The organism is Pseudomonas sp. CDFA 610 (assembly GCF_021147865.1).
GTDB classification, from domain to species: domain Bacteria; phylum Pseudomonadota; class Gammaproteobacteria; order Pseudomonadales; family Pseudomonadaceae; genus Aquipseudomonas; species Aquipseudomonas alliivorans.
In genome coordinates, this window is sequence record NZ_JAGTPM010000009.1 from 163,554 (window position 1) to 181,318 (window position 17,765).

A 17,765-nucleotide genomic window follows, 5' to 3' on the forward strand; every position below is an offset into this window, starting at 1 on the left:
CTATGTGTGGACTGTGCGGGCTGTTGGGCGAAGACGTGCACTGGAGCGATCCGCTGAGTGGCGAGCTGCCAAGGCGGCGTGAACGCTTGCGGCGCATTGCAGCCATCAACAAAGTGGTCGCGCCGTTTCGCTTGAAGGTCGAGGACTTTCAGGGCGTTTCCTATTTGCTGCAGGGCGCGACCGGCAAACAGGAGCTGGCGAGCGGTCTGGATCAGTTGTGGCAGAAGGCCGAACTGCTGATCGGCCGGCCGCTGGATCCGCTCGATTCACGTCTGCTTGAACATTTGCAGAGGTCCTCATGAGCATTGCGCTTAACGTGATTACCGGTTTTCTGGGCAGCGGCAAGACCACTTTGCTCAAGCGCCTGCTGGCGGATGAAGACATGGGCGACACGGCGCTGCTGATCAACGAGTTCGGTGATGTGGGAATCGATCACCTGCTGGTCGAAGAAGTGGCACCCGATACCGTGCTGCTGCCCAGCGGCTGTGTCTGTTGCTCGATTCGTGGCGAGTTGAAAGACGCGTTGCTCGGTCTGCTGGAGCGACGCAGTCGCGGTGAAATCCCGGCGTTTCGTCGTGTGATTCTGGAAACCACCGGTCTTGCAGACCCGGCACCGATCCTTGCCACGCTGAGTCATGACCCGCAACTGCGCGGGCGTTTTCATATGGGGCTGATAATTACCCTGGTCGATGCCTGCCATGCCGCGCTGCAGGAGCGCCTGCACCCTGAATGGCTGGCGCAGGTTGCCGCCGCTGACAGGCTGCTGCTGAGCAAGACCGATCTGGTCGATGCGCCTGCTCTCGATGCACTGCGTCTGCATCTTCAGGCGCTCAATTTTTCCGCACCGTTGCTGGACACCGCACAGGTTTACAGTGGCGATCAGTTGTTGCTTGGGCAGGGTGTACGCAGTGCAGAGCCCGCGCAGGAAGTGACCCGCTGGCAACTGCATCGCCCGCAATCCACATTGCCCCGGCATGGCGATGCACAGGTCTGTTGCCTGACCTTCGAGCGGCCGCTGGACTGGGTCGGATTCGGGGTGTGGTTGTCGATGCTGTTAAGATGCCACGGCGAACGAATCCTGCGTGTCAAAGGACTGCTCAATGTGAATGCCAATCAGGCCCCTGTCGTGATCCATGGTGTGCAGCATTGCCTGCATGCCCCCGTCCATCTTGCAGCCTGGCCGGGTGATGATCGCACCTCGCGTCTGGTATTCATCCTGCGCGGCCTCGACCCTGAATTGCTGCGCCACTCGTTCGACGTCTTCGCCAGCAGCTTCGCGCCGCCTCTGACCTCGGCCCCAAGCGAGACCGCTGCATGACCATCACCTTGCGTGTGCTGGGCACCTCGGTCACGTTGCTTGAGTCTCTGCGCGAGCGCGCCGAACAGGACTTGGGCATCAAGCTGGTCTATCAGATTCACGATGTGCAGACCGCGCAGCGGATTGCGGTCATGCAGCCGGACAGTTACGACCTCTACGATCAGTGGTTTCACAACGTCGATTTCGTCTGGCCGGCACGGGCGATTCAGCCTATCGATACGCGTCGGATCGCGCTGTGGCACGAGATCAACGACCTGCCCAAGCGCGGGCGCTTGAGGCCTACCGATCAACCCGGCAGCGGCAGTGTGCCCAGCGAGCGCCTTTTCGTGCAGCACGACGGGAGCCTGGGCAGTGCCGTCACCGAGCGCATCAGCATGCTGCCGCTGACCCACAACGCCGACAGTTTTGCCTATCGCCCGGAGCGTTTGCCCGAAAGTCTGAGCCCGTCCGATGAAAGCTGGGGCTGGCTGCTCGACCCGGTCTGGAGTGGACGCATCGCGTTGCAGAGCGATGCTGCCATCGGCGCACTGGACGCGGCGCTGGCGGTGCAGGGGGCGGGACTGGCGCAGTTCAAGGACATCGGCAACATGTGCATCGAGGAAATCGACCTGCTCGCCGACGTGTTGGTGCGTAAACAGCAACAAGGGCATTTCGGTGCGTTCTGGTCGGACGACGAGGAGGCGGCGGAATTGATGCTTAGCCCGACCATCGATATTCAGAGCCTGTGGTCGCCGACGCTGGTGCGACTGCATCGCGCGGGTGTGAAATACCGCGTTGCGGTGCCGAAGGAAGGCTATCGCGGCTGGTTTGGCGGGTTGTCTCTTTCACGCCATGCCAAGGGGCCTGTGCTCGACGCGGCCTATGCCTATCTGAACTGGTGGCTGTCCGGCTGGCCGGGCGCGGTGATGGCGCGTCAGGGTTACTACATAGGCAACCCGGCCCGCAGCCGCGATCACCTGAGCGCTGCCGAGTGGGACTACTGGTACGCCGGTCTGCCTGCACGCGAGCAATTGCTGGGCAGCGACGGCTTGCCGCTGATCGATGCCGGAGAAGTGCGCGACGGTGGTTCATATGAGGAGCGCATGGGTCACATCGCTGTGTGGAACTCGGTCATGAATGAGCACAACTACCTCGTTCGACGCTGGAGCGACATCCTGCGGGCGGGTGGCAAACCGGGCGGGAAAGCGCGTTAGCTATTGATCGTGTCCCTGGTTCCGCGCTCATCTTTATACACATGTTTTCGTGCAGCCATAAACCGCCTCCCATGGGGAATGCATTCAGTCATCCGAGCGCACAAAAAAAGGCGGCCATCTTTCGATGGCCGCCTTTCCTTTACCTCAGCGCAACATCACTTCGGCAGTTTGAACGCCATCACGTAGTCACCTTGCTTGGTGCCCAGCGAGCCGTGACCGCCGGCCACGACCAGCACGTATTGCTGACCGTCCTTGCCGGTGTAGGTCATTGGTGTGGTCTGAGCGCCTGCTGGCAGGCGGCCTTCCCACAGCTGCTTGCCGTTACGAACATCGTAGGCGCGCAGGTACTGGTCAAGCGTACCGCTCAGGAATGCCAGGCCGCTGGCGGTGGTGAACGTACCGCCCAGGCTTGGAACGCCCATGGTCAGGGGGATCGGAATCGGCGAGCTGTCACGCACGGTGCCGTTCTTGTGCATCCAGATGGTCTTGTGGGTGGTCAGATCGACCGCAGCCACGTAACCCCATGCGGGTGCCTGGCAAGGCAGGCCCATTGGCGACAGCAGTGCTTCAAGGATCACGCCATACGGTGCGCCCTTGTTCGGTTGTACGCCTTCGGTTTCGCTCTTGCGGCCCGGACCGCCTTCGACTTCAGCCGATGGCACCAGCTTGGAGCGGAACGCCATGTAGCTCGGATTCACGAACGCGATCTGGCGGACCGGATCAATGGAGATACCGCCCCAGTCGAACACGCCGAAGTTGCCTGGATAAACGATCGAACCCTGCAGCGATGGCGGAGTGAACGGACCATCGTAACGCAGCGACTTGAAGTCGATCCGGCACAGCATCTGGTCGAACGGGGTCACACCCCACATGTCGCGCTCTTTCAGCGGAGGCGGCATGAAGTTCAGGTCAGACTTGGGCTGGGTCGGCGAGGTGTGATCGCCTTCGACCGCGCCTTGTGGCACCGGCACTTCGTTGATCGGCACAATAGGCTGACCATTGCTGCGGTCCAGCACATAGATGCTGCCCTGCTTGGTCGAGGCCAGAACGGCTGGTTTCATGCCGTCAGCGGTTTTCATGTCCATGAGGGTCGGCTGACCGCCCACGTCCATGTCCCACAGGTCGTGGTGAGTGAACTGGTAATCCCAACGCACCTTGCCGGTGGCGATGTCCAGTGCAACCAGGCCCGCGCTGTATTTCTCGGATTCTGGCGTACGGTCGCCGCCCCACTGGTCAGGCGTCTGGTTGCCCATCGGCAGGTAGATCATGCCAAGCTTTTCATCGACGCTGAACATGGACCACATATTCGGCGAGTTGCGGGTGTAGACCTGACCCTCAGCGATAGGCGCTGTGGCTTCAGGGTTGCCGCTGTCCCAGTTCCAGACCAGACGACCGGTGTGTACGTCGTACGCACGGATCACGCCGGACGGTTCGTCCATCGAGACGTTATCGGTGACGTGGCCACCAATGATCACCAGATCCTTGGTCACGGCCGGAGGCGAGGTGGAGTAGTAGCCACCCGGTGCGAACGTGCCCATGTTGGCCGTCAGATCGACCGAGCCCTTGTTGCCGAAGTCTTCGCACATTTTGCCGGTGTCGGCGTTCAGGGCGATCAGACGGGTGTCGGCAGTCGGCAGGAAGATTCTGCGCGGGCAGGAAGCGCTTGCAGTCGAAGCGTCCGTCGTAGCCGGGGCAGCCGGACTCTGAGCCGGAGCACCAGCGGCGGCATAGGCTGCGTCATCGTGGTACGAGACACCACGGCACGTCATGTGCGCCCAGCCTTTGAAATTCTCGGCGTTCTGGGTGCTGATCTTCGGATCGAAGCGCCAGATTTCCTTGCCCGTGTCCGGGTCAAGTGCGATCACCTGGCTGTGCGGCGTGCAGACATACAGCATGCCGTTGACCTTGAGCGGGGTGTTCTCGGCGGTCGTTTCGCCCGGGTCGTTCGGGCCTGGAATGTCGCCGGTGCGATACGTCCATGCTGGCTCCAGCTTGCTGACGTTCTCTGGCGTGATCTGTGCCAACGGAGAGTAGCGATCACCAAACGCGGTACGGCCGTAGGACTGCCAGTCACCGTCGGGCATGGCCGGCGCGGTATTGGTCGTGCCTGCGGTCTCGCGATCCAGTTGACCTTCGATGCGGCCAGGGTTGGTGAACTGGCTGGCCAGCGCGGTCAGACCGGCAAGCACCACGGCGATGCTCAGCGCACCGGTGCCCATGCGGGCCGGGCCGTTATGCAGCAGCGGACGGCGGAACCATGGCAGCAGCAGTACCAGCCCCAGCGCGAACCACAGCGCCAGGCGCGGCACCAGTTGCCACCAGTCCAGACCGACTTCCCACAGAGACCAGACCGTACTGGCGAACAGCAGCAACGCATAGAGACCCAGCGCAGCACTGCGCCCGGTCATCAACAGCACGCCGGTCACCGCAAAGCCGATACCGGCCAGCAGGTAATACAGCGAGCCGTCCAGTTGCAGCAACCTGATGCCGCCGACCAGCAAGGCCAGCCCCATCAACAGAATCACCAGCCCGAGCAGTGTCGGTAACAGACGATTTCTACCCGAAGCACCATCAGTGCTCATAATGCGAATCTCCGCGAGAATTGAATGATTGACCCCGGCGCTGCAACCTCTGCAGCGTCCTGAGCCACTCTTGAAACCAGACTAACTGTTGAGACGATTTACCAGCGGTTGAATTCAACCGCTGGTCAGAGCGAGAGTTGCACTTTCAATCCGGCCACCAGCGCATCGTCGACCTCGTCCAGCCCGCCCGGATGACGCACGTATTGCAGGTTGGGGCGCACGGTCAACCAGTCGGCCACATGCACGCCGTAATACAGCTCGGCGTTGTATTCCGTATCTTGCAAAGGCATGAAGGATGGATCGTTGTAGTCGTAGACCGCCGCTGCCTGATTTCGTGCATCAGCGTTTTTCCGGTACGCCGGATTGACGTGAATACGCGACAGACCAAGACCTATATCGTCCTGAGTGCGGGCATCGAACGGGCCTTTGTAGACCATGCCGACCGAAACATAGTGATCCACCATGTTGGTTTTCTTGTCGTGCAGCGTGCCATTGGCGAACAGACTCAGGCCGCGGCTGGCATCGCCATCGTGCCGGGTGACCTGCTGGCGCAGATTCAGCCACACGCCATGTTTGCTCGAAGCACCACGATACGCCGTCCCGGTGAGGGCCGCGGGCTGGCCGTCGGTATTCTTGTAGACGTCTTCGCTATCGGCGGTGCTGTAGTAATAACCGGCGCGGTATTCACCCGGCAGGCCGTCGACGCTGGGCGACCAGACCAGCTCCACCGGCAAGACCGCACCTTCGGTGCCACTGCCGCTGAGTTTGAAGGCGTTGTCGTTTTCCAGGTTGGACGGGTTTTGCTCGAAGGCGCCGACCTGCACGAAGACGTCAGGCGTGAGCTGATACTTGATGCGCATCGCCCACTGGCTGATCGGCCAGTTGTACCAAGTGTTGACGTAGTTGCCGACCTGCGAGCCGCACAGCGACAGGTTCTGAAAGTCGCAGGGTATGCTGTTGAAGTCCTCACCTTCGTTGAAACGGCCGAGCTTGACGCTCAAGGCCTGGTCAAAGAACTTCTGCTGATACCACATCTGAGTCAGCCGGGTGACACTGCCGCGTCCCCAGACTTCCTGCGATGAAGATATGGTTCCAGTGCGTGGATCGCCGATCCGGTCGTTGCTGATGTTATCGCCGTTACGGTTGTTCAGGGTCAGCTGAAACTCGGCGTCATGCCACCCGAGGATTTTCTGCAGGTTCAGATGGGCGCCGACGGCGATCTGGTCGCTGTAGCGGGTGGCTTTTTCGTGGTTGTAGCCGCCGTGCAGATTGGCACCGGTCTCGCTGGTGTAATCGAGTTTGAAATCGATACCTTGCGTGGAAAGGTCGGTGCGCTTGCCGCTCCAGTCACCCAGCATCCAGGATGAATCGGGTGACAGAGCGGGCGCGGCATTGGCTGTGCCCGCCAGGCCGAGCAGTGTCAGGCCGCACAGACTGACAGCTCGGTGAACCGTAGCGAAGCGGTAACGCTTTGATGATTTGGGCATGAAAAAGGGCATTCTTTTTGATTTTTTCAGGAACGACGAGGCTCCCCGTGACCGTCTTGGCGGCCATCGGTGAAACTCCGGATGCAGAGAATCGGCTCAGCTATGAAGGCGATAATGATAGGACGCTAACTAGTTTACGAAAAGGGCTTTCCTTGACATGGATCATTGCAGATTTGGTAACAGTGCTTTAAAGGTCTATTTTTAACCTGTGATGCAGGCACTGATGCACACCTGACCCTTTCCGATGTCCGATGGCTCGGCTAAGGTGCGCACCTTCCTGTATTACACCCACTCACGGGTTTCAAGGTTCGACATGACAACACCCAATACCGACCCGCTGCACGGCGTCACGCTGGAGCAGATTCTCACCGCTCTGGTCGAGCACTACGAGTGGTCAGGCCTGGCCGAACGCATCGACATTCGCTGCTTCAAGAGCGACCCGAGCATCAAGTCCAGCCTGACGTTTCTGCGCAAGACGCCGTGGGCTCGGGAGAAAGTGGAAGGTCTGTACAAGAAGCTGCACCGCAGCAAAGGCTGGTAATCAACGCATGGCAGGGAGGCTGATATCCAAGGAAGCACACCGATGCACAGTCACCACCTGCCTCGTTCCCAACGGCAGCGTTACATCCTCTTGCTGGCTGCCTGTCTGGGTTGGGCGGGGCTTGCGATTCAGCTGTATCTGATTCTGATTGGCCGCTGGATGGATCAGGCCAGCCTGTTGGGAGGACTGGTCCGGTTCTTCAGTTTCTTTACCGTGCTCACCAATACGCTGGTGGCGGTCGCGCTGAGTTGCGCGCTCAGTGGGCGGCAGTCGGCAGGGCATCGGTTCTTTCGCGATCCGGTGGTGTGCAGCGGCATCGCGGTGAGCATCGCCGTGGTCGGTATTGCCTACAACGTCCTGTTGCGCCATCTATGGCACCCGCAAGGCTGGCAATTTGTCGCCGACGAATTACTGCATGACGTGATGCCGCTGACGTTTCTGGCTTACTGGTGGCGGTGTGTGCCCAAGGGGCTGTTGCGCTTTAAGCATGTGTTTTTGTGGGCGCTGTACCCGATCGTGTACTTCGCCTACATCCTGCTGCGCGGCGACGTGGTCGGCGACTACATGTACCCGTTCATCGATATCGGCACGATTGGCTTCACCCAAGCCTTCATCAACGCGCTGGGTGTGTTGCTGGGGTTCGTGGTGATCGCACTGATGCTGGTGGGGGTGGATCGCTGGGCGTCGCGTCGCCAGAAGTGAGGATGCACGCCGCCGCGGCGTGGTCTGGCGCAGCCGAGCGCGCCAGACCCTCGAGATTCAAGCCTCTTCGCCGTCCAGCTTCCAGTAGCCGGCGGCCTTGACGAACGCTTCGTCGAGCCCGAATTCTTCCAGCAATACCCGGCGCAGTTTGCGAGACAGGCCGGACTCTGTCGCCACCCAGGCGTAGAGCTTGCCCTCGGGCATTTCCAGACGACGGGTGACATCGATCAGGCTCTGCTCGCCTCGTACGATCCAAATCACATCGACCTGTGCCGCGCTCTGAAATACCTGCTGTTCCTGCTCGTTGGCCACCTCGACCACCACCAGCGCAGCACGGTTGGCAGGCAGGGATTCCAGACGACGGGCGATGGCCGGAATGGCGGTTTCATCGCCAATCAGCAAGTAACTGTCGAACATGTCCGGTACCACCATCGAACCTTTTGGACCGGCAATGTGCAAGCACTGGCCCGGTTCAGCCTGGGCTGCCCAGGTAGCGGCCGGGCCTTCGCCATGCAGCACGAAATCGATATCCAGCTCGCCGGTGGCTTCGTCGTAGCGACGCGGTGTGTAGTCGCGCATGGGTGGACGTGGTGCGTCCTTGTCGCTGGCAGGCGTCAGGGTTTCCAGGGCCTCTTGTTCCTGAGGCGTGCGCGGGAAGAACAGTTTGACGTGGTCGTCGGTGCCCAGGCTGATGAAGCCGCTCAGCTCGGGGCCATGCAGGGTAATGCGCCGCATCAGCGGCGTCAGTTGGGTCACGCGCAGCACGGTGAGCTTGCGACGTTTGATTTCATGCATGACGCGGTGGATCGATTGTTCCTGAGTCGTTTGTTCGGAAATCATTGAGACGGCTCCGAGGCTGATTGCGGCCCATCGACGATGGCCTTGGCGGTGTTGTTCAACAGGTCGCGGACCCGAATGATTTCCTCCGGGCTCCAGCGACCATCGTGCATGTGCATCGCGTGGCGCAGGTTATGAACTGCTTCGTGGATTTCCGGCGGTCGGTCATGCCCGCGCAGCGAACGCTTACTGACCTCGATACGGGTGCGTACACCGTCCAGTGCAACGGCCTGTTCCAGCAGGGACGCGCGGCCGGGATCGGTCACGGTATAAAGCTTCTTGCCGGCCTGGGCGTCGCCGAGGATCAACTCGCTTTCTTCCAGAAACGTCAGGGTCGGGTAGATCACGCCAGGGCTCGGACAGTAGGCGCCATCGAACAGGCTTTCAATCTTGCGGATCAGGTCATAGCCGTGGGAAGGCTGCTCGGCGATCAGCGCCAGCAGCAGTAATTTCAGATCGCCCGGAGCAAATACACGCGGGCCACGTCCACCGCGTTCACGGCCGGGACGTTTCTCAAAACCGTCGCGGTCTTCACGCACATGGTGGGGACGGGGGTGGGGGTGATGAGCGTCATCACGCATAGTCTTCATCTCTCTCTGTATTCGTTAGATATACCTTAAGATATATCTAAATCGCACTGCAAGAGATGATGACGAACGGTAATGAGGTCACGTCCTGGTGTTTTGGGCGGTAGACGGCGAGTTGCACATCGCCTTGCCGTGGTCTTCCAGGTAGGGAGTCAATATTGGCGCCATGCCCTTGAGCACCTGCACCGGCAGTGCCGAGGTGAAGCGAAAGCCTTCGGCGGCACGGCCTGGAACGAAAGCCGTCAGCGTGCCGAAATGGTTGTCGCCGATGTAAAACACGAATGTCGCCGTACGGTTGACGGCCCGCGAACTGAGGATGCGTCCGCCTGCGCCGATGCTCTCGATACGGTTATCGCCGGTGCCGGTCTTGCCGCCCATCGCCAGCACGCTGCCATCCTGCATTTTGAAAGTGCCCTGCACGCGTTTTGCCGTACCGCCGTCCACCACTTGCGACAACGCCTCGCGCATGGCTGCGGCCACTTCGGACGGCAGCACTCGCTCACCCAGTTCAGGATTGACGGTCAGTTCGGTTTCGTAGGGCGTGTCGGCAGCAAAATGCAGGCCGTCGATGCGTACTGCGGGCAGACGGATGCCATCGTTCTGGATGATGCCGATCAACTCTGCCAGCGCGGCCGGACGATCCCCGGAGCTGCCGATGGCGGTTGCCAGCGAAGGCACCAGATGATCGAACGGATAACCCACGCGCTGCCAGCGCTGCTCGATGTCCAGAAACGCTTCGACCTCCATCATCGTGCGGATGCGGCTGTCGCGCGCACCTTTGTGCCGACTTTTGAACAACCAGCCATAGACTTCCTGGCGCTCGAAACGGCTGGCGGCCACGGCGTCCTTGAACTGCGCGTCGGGATGCTTGAGCAGATAGCCCACCAGCCACAGGTCCAGCGGATGCACCCGCGCGATGTAGCCTTGATCGGGCAGGTCATACGCGCCGGGGGCGTAACTGTCATACAGATCTGCCAGACGCTTTTCAGTCAGTTTCGACGTCGCTCTCGGGTCTTCCAGGTGCGCACGAACGAAGGCATTGAAGGTCGTGCGGTCGGCACCCGGCAACAGGTAACGATGCACGGCAGCCAGGCGAATGGCAGTGGGGTGGATGCCATCCAGAAAAGTGTCCAGGCGTTCCTGAGTGGTCTTGTCCTTGTAGCGTTTCCAGAAACGCAGCAGGAACACGGTGCCTTCGCGGTCGGCGAACTGGCTCAGGTATTCCTGACGACGCGGGTTGTCGTCGTCCTTGAGCAACGCCGCGCTGTTGCTGGGTGCCTGATAGGTGCTGTAGCGCACCACATCGCGCATCAGACGAATGAACGGCAGGTTGATCGACTCGCGCAGCGATTCGCGCAAGGTCGGGATGCGTCCGTCGTCTTCGTGTCTGAAGTTGTTGAAACGATGCATGCCGCCGCCAGTGAAGAACGCTTCTCCAGGACTGGCCGAGTAGGTACGATCCAGCGCCGCCGCGAGCATCTTCGACAAACCGTGATCCTTGTTCTGCAGCAGATAATCCACCGACCAGCGGGTCAGGCGGTCCGGTTCTTCAATCGGTACTTTTCGCAATTGCGCAACGCTCATGTCGGCGTAACGCCCGTGCAGTTCGGCGATGATTTCCAGGTAGGTCGTCAGCACGCGCATCTTGGCGGTCGAGCCCAGTTCCAGCTTGCTGCCCTCGTTGATGTCGAAGGGCTGGTCGGTGCTGTCGGTCTGCACCCTGACCCTTGAGCCATCCGCGCCGCGTTCGAAAAGCGTAAAGCTATAACGCACCTGCGCAGTGCTGGCCGGGGACAACAGCCGTTCGCCCATCAGCCCCATGCTGCGGGCGAACTCCGGGTCGGCCAGATCACGCAGGTACTGGCTGACCTGAGTCTGCAACTGCCCGTGCAGGGTGCTGGTGGCCGACAGGTCTAGACGGTCCAGATCATAGAGCGGTCGATTCAGCAGGTTCGACAGACGGGTACGCGCAACGCTGATGCCCTTATTGGTTTCGATAGGCTGAATCGTCGGCTGCTGCACCCAGTCGCGGTAGGTGACCGTCGTCGCCAGTGCGGCATCGGCGAGGGGCTGATCGATGACATTGGCCTGCGCCAGCAAGCGGATATGGCTGTCGGTAAGCTCTGCCAGTTCCAGCCTTCCCTTGGCCAGGTAATGGGAAGGTCGACGCTGGGCAATCACCAGCGACAGCACCTCACGCAGGGCCAGCGCTTTCTCGTTCAGGCCTTTCCTGTCGGCAGGACTGGACGCGAGTATTTCGTTGGTTCTGGCAAAGTCCGCACCGAACCAGACCCGCAGCCCCTCCGCCAGGCCGTGTACCTCGCCATGACCGGGTACGGCTGACAACGGCACGCTATTGAGGTAATCCCGGACTACATGCTGGCGCGCTTCCAGTGTTTGCGCGCCTGGCTGATAGGCCCGGACGCTGGCGGAGATCATCTGCCGAATCTTCTCCGAGCCCGACTGCGTCAGCCCGTCCGGCGAGTGACGGTACTTTTCCAACTGCGTGGCCAGCGTACTGCCGCCTGCCGACTGGCCGGGCAGCGACAGCATTCTCGCGATCTGCGACCACGCCGCCTTGGCGAAGCGTGGCCAGTCTACTGCCGGGTTGGCCAGCGGCTGCTGCGGGTCGAGCAGGTCGCGGTTCTCGATGAACAGCAGGCTGTGAACGACGACCGGCGGAATGTCGGCAAAGGCTGGATAAAACTGCTGTGGATAGCGGAACTCATACAGCGGCGCGCCCCGGCAGTCGGTGATCGACAGCCCCGCCTGAATCTTTTCCTGATAGGGCACGAAGAAACCGCGCTGGCTGTAACGCATCAGCTCGGGGGAAAAGCGCGCCTGTCGGGTGATCACGTAATCGCGCTTCAGCAGACGCGGCAGAAATTCATCCAGCGAGGAATACCCCAGACGTTTGTCGAAAGGCCCGTCACCCGGGTACACGACATCCGTGCTCGGTCCAGGCTGCACCGAGTAACTGAGGCTGGCGGCAAAACGGCTGAACTCCCGGGCCTGAAGCCTGGAACTGCGGCTTTCGACCGCCACCGCTGCGCCGAGCGCTACACCTCCCAATGCCACGACCACCCAGAACACCCGCCATCCGTAACGTTTACGAGGGGGATCCTTCGGCGCGCGTGGGTCATCCTGACGGTCAGCGGAAATCACATCTTGCCTGCTATCGGAATGCCTTAATACGCCCATAGTCGATGGCCCGTCACCCTGTTAACGCACCTGAGACAAGCTTAGACGCTGGGCGGGATTGCAGGAAAAATTGTCGGGAGGAATTTAGAAAGCTTCGCAGGCGTTGAGAGGCGGTCAGCCAAATCCCGGTCGATGTAAACCAGAGCTGGTTGATGTGCGTTATATAGTTAAAATTTGCTAGTTATTAATGTGTAGGACGTTTCCGTAAAGTTGTTTTAGGTGTTGATCTTCGGCGACTCAACTGATTACGTCCAGGCCGTCAGTGGCAATGATGCCCGGCATGAATTAATGGATTTAAGTTGAGGTTGATGATGAATAACAATAAAAACGCTGCGAAGGTGGATGGCTCGCAGACAGTATCTATGAAAATGTCGACAAGACAAGGCTCACGTGGAGTACGCGTTACGAGAGGGGACACTATAAGGTTGACAATATTTTGACAGGGCAGTTGGAAGACAGAGCCCACGAATTTAAGCTAGGGCATTTGTGCAAGCGCTGGCTAACCAATTTGCATACAAGGCCTTAACTTCTAGGATAGGGCGCCTGCGCTTGCCTGCGGAGCGCCCTTTTTTGAGATACCTAAGCGTAGGTGTTGATCAGGGAGTTTCCATTCTTCTCGTCATGTTCCTTTACTTGCTTCATCCACCCTTCAATCATGCTGTGCGGGTCTGTGAGTGCTTTGCCAAGATCAATAATGTGCTGAAAGTTCAAAAGGCTCAGGTTGGTTTTTCCTGAAAAGTTTTTGGGGTCGTGGTCAACTAGGCTCATTATAAGCTTCGCACCTTGTCTTACCGAATTTTTGAAGTCGACGTCGGAATTGATGGCGCTGGTCAACCAGTTAAAGTCGTCATCGCTCAGGCTTTTTCCAGAATCCAGTATTTTGATCTCCGCGTCGTCGTCAAGGGTAAAGCTGAAGTTCTTCTCTGCCAAGTCAGGTCGCATTTCCAGAATCTGCTTTTTAAAGTAATAAAGAAAACTTTCCTGATCGCTGAGCGCAATGTTGGTTTTATGTTCGGTAAAAATCAGATAATCCTCTTTCGTCATCTCGCGTATTTCGTTCTTTACAGTGTTATCGCTATACCTGAAAAACTTTCCCTTCCAAGGCTCTTCCTCCCTCGTGTAAAACTCTTTCGCAAAAGCTTCTTTCTTTTCCTGATCCGTTAAGGCATCGGAGGGGAGGTTGGTCGGCAGAGGCGCAAGCGTCTGTCGCGGTGTTTGAGACGGTATGTAATATGGAATAGCACTGTTGATATTCATGTCTCGCTCCTTGCTGAATGGATGACGCTTCCTGTGATAACGGCCGTCAGGGTAAAAGCTTGGCCTGATAACCCCGTAGGGCATTTCCGAAACGATGTTTTGTTGTGAAGTCTTTCTCGAATCAAACGTGAACATCCACCCGTGCGCCCTCCACGACCTCGCGTTTCGGGACATTGCGTTCGATCTGGTAAATGATGGTGTCCATAAAGTTACCGATGGTGTTGCGGCTGAGTACCTGGCCGTAATCGATGACCTTGCTGAAGCTCTCCAGATTGAGTGTGTGCTCTGTACCGAATTTTTCCGGGTAATGGTCCAGCAGCGTCATGATGCTTTTGGCATTGGTAACCAGCGCATCCTTGAGTGGCTGGCGCTTGTTGAGCTCCTCGGTGAGGTAGGTGTGCTCGGCGGGCGTCAATACACCGTCCGGGTCGGTCACCTTGATGTGCTCATCGAAGCCAAGCGTGAAACCATAGTGTTTTTTGGCAAGCTCCGGGTTCAAATAGGAAAGCTGCTGCTTGAAGTCATGAAAGTCGTCGAACATTCTGCAGACGGATGTTTGAAACTTATCGATTTCTTCTTTCAGAAATTCTTGTCGATCCTGTTCGAAAAATTGATCGGAAATAGGCGTCAGGTAATTTTCCATAGTGCCTTGGGCTTTTTTAGTCAGCCAAGGCGTTTTTTCGTAATGGTAAAACTCTTCATTCGGGTCACGTGCAGCCTTGGGCGGCAGCATCAGATGTTTTGGGGAAACAGAGAGGGGGACGATATCCCCACTGATATCGTCGACCGTTCTGTTCTGTAACGGTCTTTCAGACGTTAGCGTACTTACATGGTTTGTCACGGTGTTGATGTTCAAGGCATTACCCTCCCGTTGAGTTCATACCGGATAACGGCCATGTCCAGAAAAACTTGGCCTGATAAAGCAGTAGGAAACTTCCGAGAGGGTTGTCGAGTGTGATGCTGTTCTCAGGTGGGTAACAGGCGGGGCGCTTTGTCGAAGCGTTTGTTCAGCTCGAGTCCGTTAGCCATGAGCATCATTAACCCCAATCCGATCATTGCGGTGACCACTTGCATCGGCCAGGTGTCACCCGCCAGTGCGTTGGCCATGTCGGCCAGTGGTGCCAACAGTACGCCCAGACAAAAGACTTCCAGTGAGTAGCGGCCCATGCGGCAGGTCTGGCGGGCGGGCCAGTTTTCAAGCCAGGTACTGGTGGCGGGCAGCACGCGGGCAACCACATAGACCAGCGCCAGGAAGTGCAGCAGGCGAACCGGTGCCAGGTCAGTCTTGCTGATGGGGTAGACGGTTTCCAGTTGCAGCGTCGACACCAGTGCTGTGTGCAGGCCCGGCCATTTTTCGCTGAACGTCAGTGCGCCTGCGATCAGCACATAAACGGCAGATACGATGAATAGCGGTTGCCGATGCAGCGGGCGACGTTCCTTGGCGACGTGCGTTTCAGCCCGCAGCGCACAGGCGCCACCGAGCACGAACAGCAACTGCCAGGCGACCGGGTTGAAGTACCAGACGCCACCGCCTTCGTAGGCGCGCAGGTTCCAGCCAAACAGCGGCACCATCATGTACAGCGCAATGGACAGCCCTACTGCCAGTTCCAGCTTGCGCAGCATCAAAGGCAGGATCAGTGGCAAGGCAAGCAGCAGTACGATGTAGAGCGGCAACGGATCGGTCAGGTTGGGTTTGAAGCGCAGCAGGAGTTCATCGGCCAATGCCTGTTGTGGATTGCCGACAAAATATTCGAGGCCCATCTGCTGCACCATGTCGCGGGTTTCGACGTGGTTGTTGGCGACGAAAACGATGCCCATCAGCAGGGTCAGCAGAAAGATGTGCACGACGTAAAGCACCCAGGTGCGCCGCAGGATTCGCACGCCTGCAACCAGCAGGCCTTCGCGTCGGGCAATGCGCCCGTAGGCCAGGATGGCCGCGTAGCCCGCCAGAAACACAAAGATTTCGGCCGCGTCGCTGAAGCCGAAGTTGCGCACGGTCAGTTGGGCCAGAGGGTTGTCCGGCACGTGATCCCAGAAGATGAAGATCAGCGCCAGGCCTCGAAAAAAGTCGATTCGATGATCGCGTCCGTTAGTCATAACGGTGGACTCTTGAAAGTTGCTAATAAGATGGGCCATACAGGGCTGAGGTTCCGCGCCGCCAGTCTGTCTGTCTCGGCGGCGCGGCAGGGTGGCGTTAAATCATGACAATTGCAAAATCAGGCTATTACAGAATGTCTCCAGACCGAGCCTCACGCCACTTCATCGGCTGGCTCGAAGCTGTCGGCGCGGGCCATGCGCCACATCCGTGAATAGAAGCTGTCGTCTTGCACGCCGTTGAGCAATTGCCCGGGTTGCAGGAAGACGTGGGTTTGCGAAAACAGTTTGATTTCCGTGGCTGACATGCGTCGTACCAGGTGTTTGGCTTCCAGTTGCGAGGGGTGGTCCAGGCCTGCTGCCGCAAGCATTTCGGCCAGACCCTTGAGGGTGTTGCGATGGAAGTTGTACACCCGCTCGGCCTTGTCCGGCACCACCAACGCGCGCTGACGCAGCGCGTCCTGAGTCGCAACTCCGGTCGGGCATTTGTTGGTGTGGCAACTTTGTGACTGGATGCAACCGATGGCGAACATGAAGCCGCGTGCGGAGTTCGCCCAGTCAGCGCCAATCGCCAGCACACTGGCAATATCGAAAGCACTGACGATCTTGCCGCTGGCACCCAGGCGAATCTGCTCGCGCAGATTCAGGCCAACCAGCGTGTTATGCACGAACAACAGTGCTTCACGCATCGGTGTGCCCATGTGATCGGTGAATTCGACCGGCGCGGCACCGGTTCCGCCCTCGGTACCGTCGACGACGATGAAGTCCGGGTAGATTCCGGTGTCGAGCATGGCCTTGGCGATGCCCATGAATTCCCACGGATGGCCCAGACAGAACTTGAAACCAACCGGTTTGCCGCCCGACAACTCACGCAACTGTGCGATGAACTGCATCAGCTCGAAAGGCGTGGAGAACGCGCTGTGCCGGGACGGCGAAATGCAATCCTCGCCCATCGGGATACCACGGGTATCGGCGATCTCCTGAGTCACCTTGTGCTTGGGCAGGATGCCGCCATGACCGGGTTTTGCTCCCTGGCTCATCTTGATCTCGATCATGCGCACCTGCGGATTGGTGGCCTGCGCCGCGAACTTCTCTGGATCGAAGCGGCCATCCGCTGTGCGACAACCGAAATAGCCGCTGCCCAGCTCCCAGGTCAGGTCGCCGCCATGTTCGCGGTGATAAGGGCTGATGCTGCCTTCACCGGTGTCGTGGGCGAAGTTGCCCTGTTTGGCGCCTTTGTTGAGTGCTCGGATGGCGTTGGCGCTGAGCGAGCCGAAGCTCATGGCCGAGATGTTGAAGATCGATGCCGAATAGGGCTGCGAACACTGCGGGCCGCCGATCAATACACGAAAGCTGTTGGGGTCGCTCAACGGGGCTGGGCGCATGGAATGGCCGATGAATTCGAAACCGGTTTGATAGACATCGATCAGCGTGCCGAAAGGCTTGTCGGCCGATTCGTTTTTGGCACGCGAATACACCAGCGAGCGCTGGGCCCGCGAGAAGGGCAGGGCGTCGCTGTCGGACTCGAGCAGGTACTGGCGGATTTCGGGGCGTATCGCTTCGACGGCGTAGCGAATGTTGCCCAGGATCGGGTAGTTGCGACGAACCGAGTGCGGCGACTGCAGCAGGTCGATGATGCCCACGACGCTCAGCATTGCGGTCAGCAGCGTGAATGGCCACAGCCACTCGTGGTGCCAGAACGGCAGGCTGAACAGCGTGAAAAGTACGCATCCGACGAAAACGGCATAACGACTGAGTAGCGAGAGGCTCATACGACATCCTTGGACTAATGACGATTTTCTGCGCTGGGCGCCCCGTCTTTGCCTGCGGTTACGGCTTGCAGGACTGCGGGGCTGCCGGAGAGTTTACGTCCCGGCTTGCTCGCAGAACGAGTCGGCAGGGAGCACCACTGAAATGTAGCGGGTTGCCGCTATGGGTGTGAGCAGTAAATGAAGCGCGGGTGATT

The 17,765-nt window shown here is 59.0% G+C and carries 14 protein-coding genes; 5 read left to right on the forward strand and 9 right to left on the reverse strand.

What is annotated here, in order from left to right:
* Nucleotides 1–2: 2 nt before the first annotated feature.
* The 3 genes from KDX39_RS18030 to KDX39_RS18040 are packed head-to-tail and all read left to right on the forward strand — an operon-like array spanning nucleotide 3 to nucleotide 2,511.
* On the forward strand, nucleotides 3–302 hold the full coding sequence (locus KDX39_RS18030) for a hypothetical protein (protein ID WP_231661288.1): 300 nt from the start codon (nucleotides 3–5) through the stop codon (nucleotides 300–302).
* The gene (locus tag KDX39_RS18035; protein WP_231661289.1) at nucleotides 299–1,318 is read left to right on the forward strand and encodes a CobW family GTP-binding protein; all 1,020 of its coding nucleotides are present in this window, start codon (nucleotides 299–301) and stop codon (nucleotides 1,316–1,318) included. Before KDX39_RS18030 ends, KDX39_RS18035 begins: the two co-directional genes overlap by 4 nt.
* Nucleotides 1,315–2,511: an ABC transporter substrate-binding protein gene (locus tag KDX39_RS18040; protein WP_099226141.1), complete on the forward strand. Its 1,197-nt coding sequence runs from the start codon at nucleotides 1,315–1,317 to the stop codon at nucleotides 2,509–2,511. The genes KDX39_RS18035 and KDX39_RS18040 overlap by 4 nt, the downstream gene beginning before the upstream one ends.
* A gap of 155 nt (nucleotides 2,512–2,666) precedes the next feature.
* Here KDX39_RS18040 and KDX39_RS18045 read toward each other — a convergent pair whose 3' ends face one another.
* Both KDX39_RS18045 and KDX39_RS18050 read right to left on the reverse strand, forming a co-directional pair.
* On the reverse strand, nucleotides 2,667–5,093 hold the full coding sequence (locus KDX39_RS18045) for a glucose/quinate/shikimate family membrane-bound PQQ-dependent dehydrogenase (protein WP_231661290.1): 2,427 nt from the start codon (nucleotides 5,091–5,093) through the stop codon (nucleotides 2,667–2,669).
* 125 nt (nucleotides 5,094–5,218) lie between these two features.
* Nucleotides 5,219–6,580 carry a carbohydrate porin gene (locus KDX39_RS18050; protein WP_231661291.1) on the reverse strand — a complete coding sequence of 454 codons (1,362 nt, stop codon included), beginning with the start codon at nucleotides 6,578–6,580 and terminating at the stop codon, nucleotides 5,219–5,221.
* A gap of 313 nt (nucleotides 6,581–6,893) precedes the next feature.
* Here KDX39_RS18050 and KDX39_RS18055 point away from each other — a divergent pair, with 313 nt between their 5' ends.
* Nucleotides 6,894–7,121, forward strand: a complete 228-nt coding sequence (locus tag KDX39_RS18055; protein ID WP_004881832.1) for a VF530 family DNA-binding protein — start codon at nucleotides 6,894–6,896, stop codon at nucleotides 7,119–7,121.
* A 42-nt stretch (nucleotides 7,122–7,163) separates the two neighbouring features.
* A complete protein-coding gene (locus tag KDX39_RS18060) occupies nucleotides 7,164–7,823 on the forward strand; it encodes a Pr6Pr family membrane protein (RefSeq protein ID WP_231661292.1) in 660 nt (219 codons plus the stop codon).
* Between the two features lie 57 nt (nucleotides 7,824–7,880).
* Here KDX39_RS18060 and KDX39_RS18065 read toward each other — a convergent pair whose 3' ends face one another.
* The 7 genes from KDX39_RS18065 to KDX39_RS18095 form a co-directional block, all read right to left on the reverse strand.
* Nucleotides 7,881–8,663, reverse strand: a complete 783-nt coding sequence (locus KDX39_RS18065) for a siderophore-interacting protein (RefSeq protein WP_231661293.1) — start codon at nucleotides 8,661–8,663, stop codon at nucleotides 7,881–7,883.
* Nucleotides 8,660–9,250 (reverse strand): PadR family transcriptional regulator, encoded by a 591-nt coding sequence (locus tag KDX39_RS18070; protein WP_231661294.1) that lies wholly within the window; start codon nucleotides 9,248–9,250, stop codon nucleotides 8,660–8,662. Before KDX39_RS18070 ends, KDX39_RS18065 begins: the two co-directional genes overlap by 4 nt.
* Before the next feature lie 78 nt (nucleotides 9,251–9,328).
* Nucleotides 9,329–12,448 (reverse strand): transglycosylase domain-containing protein, encoded by a 3,120-nt coding sequence (locus KDX39_RS18075; protein WP_231661295.1) that lies wholly within the window; start codon nucleotides 12,446–12,448, stop codon nucleotides 9,329–9,331.
* A 579-nt stretch (nucleotides 12,449–13,027) separates the two neighbouring features.
* Nucleotides 13,028–13,705 (reverse strand): hypothetical protein, encoded by a 678-nt coding sequence (locus tag KDX39_RS18080; protein WP_231661296.1) that lies wholly within the window; start codon nucleotides 13,703–13,705, stop codon nucleotides 13,028–13,030.
* A gap of 121 nt (nucleotides 13,706–13,826) precedes the next feature.
* Nucleotides 13,827–14,561: a hypothetical protein gene (locus tag KDX39_RS18085; RefSeq protein ID WP_442964555.1), complete on the reverse strand. Its 735-nt coding sequence runs from the start codon at nucleotides 14,559–14,561 to the stop codon at nucleotides 13,827–13,829.
* A 110-nt stretch (nucleotides 14,562–14,671) separates the two neighbouring features.
* Complete coding sequence (locus tag KDX39_RS18090) at nucleotides 14,672–15,802, reverse strand: OpgC domain-containing protein (protein ID WP_231661297.1); 1,131 nt, start codon at nucleotides 15,800–15,802, stop codon at nucleotides 14,672–14,674.
* 152 nt (nucleotides 15,803–15,954) lie between these two features.
* The gene (locus tag KDX39_RS18095; protein WP_231661298.1) at nucleotides 15,955–17,571 is read right to left on the reverse strand and encodes an FMN-binding glutamate synthase family protein; all 1,617 of its coding nucleotides are present in this window, start codon (nucleotides 17,569–17,571) and stop codon (nucleotides 15,955–15,957) included.
* Nucleotides 17,572–17,765 lie beyond the last annotated feature (194 nt).